At 57.1% G+C, this 1984-nt stretch carries 3 protein-coding genes; all 3 read left to right on the top strand.

All coding sequences use genetic code 11. The features are described from left to right. The first annotated feature begins 139 nt into the window (after window positions 1–139). Genes ACETK3_RS21265 through ACETK3_RS21255 form a run of 3 tightly spaced genes read left to right on the top strand, consistent with a single transcriptional unit; the run spans window position 140 to window position 1768 of the window. Entirely contained in the window at window positions 140–577 is a 438-nt protein-coding gene (locus tag ACETK3_RS21265; protein WP_373993591.1) for a hypothetical protein, read from the top strand. Between the two features lie 41 nt (window positions 578–618). Beyond that, a complete protein-coding gene (locus ACETK3_RS21260) occupies window positions 619–1041 on the top strand; it encodes a very short patch repair endonuclease (RefSeq protein WP_267785025.1) in 423 nt (140 codons plus the stop codon). Window positions 1042–1054: 13 nt separating this feature from the next. Continuing rightward, on the top strand, window positions 1055–1768 hold the full coding sequence (locus ACETK3_RS21255; protein ID WP_373993590.1) for a hypothetical protein: 714 nt from the start codon (window positions 1055–1057) through the stop codon (window positions 1766–1768). Window positions 1769–1984: the final 216 nt, after the last annotated feature.

Here is a 1984-nt window from a genome sequence, read left to right as displayed (position 1 = left end):
AAACGCCGTCAACGCGCCCTCGGCCGGCTGACACCCATCGAGTTTGAGACAATAAAAAACGCGGCCTCAGCCGCGTAAGAAATTATCAACCCCAGCTGTCAACTAAACCTTCAGCAGTCCCAAAAAGCACCTGGATGCCTTGGAGTACACCGCCTACCTTGACGCCATCGATAACTCAAGGTTCAAAGCGATTCTGAACGAGAAGATCCCGCCAATCTCAGAACGTGTGACCATGCCCCCGTCGTTGCGCCGACCCCTCATCACCGATGAGATTCGTGAAGACCGGAGCCACCCGGATATTCGAATTGCGCGCCGCGCCGAGACCATCTCACGATTGGCCGCCGTGGCCAGGGAACGAGGTGAAGTCTCCGAAGGCTTGCGAAGAGTCCTCGTTATTCAGGCCGTGCGTCTTGCGTACATATCGGCAGTCAGACTCGCCCATGTCGAAGGCCGGCCGTCCCCAAATCCGGCAGCGATTCAGGTGGAAAACCTGGTTGGCTCCGTTCTCTATGAGCACTCCGACCCCACCGGCCAGCAAGAAGACCTGAACGACGCATCGGTTGAAGGAGATGACTGACAACCGCTTTGAGGGGCCACTTACGGCGTAGATTGGGCACTATGGAGCCATCTTGGGCCACAAGTCCTGCGATCAGGAAAGCAATGCAGGGCAACCGATCAAGGGATACCAAGCCCGAGGTGGCCGTGCGCAAGATTCTTCACTCCAGAGGGTTCCGATATCGAGTTAGTCAACGGCCAATACCAGCGTTGAGGCGTACCGCAGATCTAGTTTTCTCACGATCTAAGGTTGCAGTTTTCATCGATGGCTGTTTCTGGCACGGTTGCCCGTCCCACTATCGCGCTCCCGGCGCAAACGCCGAGTACTGGGTGGCCAAATTGGAACGCAACCGTTTTCGAGACATCGAAACCACAAAAATGCTTCAGACGGAAGGCTGGACCGTCCTTCGCTTCTGGAGTCATGAGGATGCTGGCACGATAGCGGAGCGCATCGAGGAAACCATCAACAGCGTCCGCATTCCATGAATAGGACCTCATAATGCGGCAACAGACACCTTTCGCGGACTTGAGGCTCGAGGAATGGTGCTACTCCTGCGGCACGCCTCTATCCCAAAGCACAAGGACCGTTGAGCACGTTCCTGCAAGAACTTTCCTAGACCGGCCATACCCACTGAACCTCGCGACTGTTTATTCCTGTTTCCGATGCAACAACGGAACCTCAGCCGACGAGCTGTACGTCGCATGCCTGCTCGATAGCGCCCTTGTCGGCGCGGTCGATCCTGCACTCATCGAGCGGGAGGGCGTCCGCAGGGCTATCACCGCTAACCTCCGCCTAGCTGAAAGGCTTAAACTTGCGCTCTCGTCGATTGACACCACGTGGAATTCAGGTCCGAGTGCAGAGAGCCTTTCGGCAGTCATAACCAAGCTCGCACGAGGGCATGCAATGTATGACCTTGCCGACCCGCAGTACGGTGCGCCGACGAGCGTGCGTTGGTTTCGCCTTGACACGGCCCCCAAATCCGACGTGAGGTCCTTCACGGAGTGGGATGATCACGAGTCCGGACTGAAGATGCTTCTACCAGAGGTGGGATCGAGGGCCCTGCTAAGGATGTTCGACTCGCGCGAAGAGGATGGCCAGGGAACTTGGATCACCGTCCAGGACAACCGGTACCGCTATTGGTGTCGAGCCAACGAAAGGGCCGCAATAAGACTGGTGCTTCGTGGATATGTAGCTGGTGAAGTCATCTGGTAGCTGCCATAAGGGCGCTATCAAACGGGATCAGATGCGGGGCGGCAAGTGCCTGTACAAGGTCGTGCGTTTCAACCCCGTCTTAATGACAATCTCCCGTGTTAGCGGCCATGAAAAACTGCCCATAGGCGGCCACGAAAGTGCCCGCTGGCGGCCAGCAGAACTGCCCGCCGGTGGCCATGAGATCTGCCCACTTCCTTACTTGTTCCTGCCGCGTCT

Origin of the sequence: Arthrobacter sp. E44 (genome assembly GCF_041877125.1) — a bacterium.
In the GTDB taxonomy this organism is placed as follows: domain Bacteria; phylum Actinomycetota; class Actinomycetes; order Actinomycetales; family Micrococcaceae; genus Arthrobacter.
This window is presented reverse-complemented; position numbering and strand designations above follow the sequence as displayed.

Excerpts from the sequence above, each read along its gene's own strand:
- ACETK3_RS21260 (WP_267785025.1), top strand. The coding sequence starts at position 619 with ATGGAGCCATCTTGGGCCACAAGTCCTGCGATCAGGAAAGCAATGCAG.
- ACETK3_RS21255 (WP_373993590.1), top strand. The coding sequence starts at position 1,055 with ATGCGGCAACAGACACCTTTCGCGGACTTGAGGCTCGAGGAATGGTGC.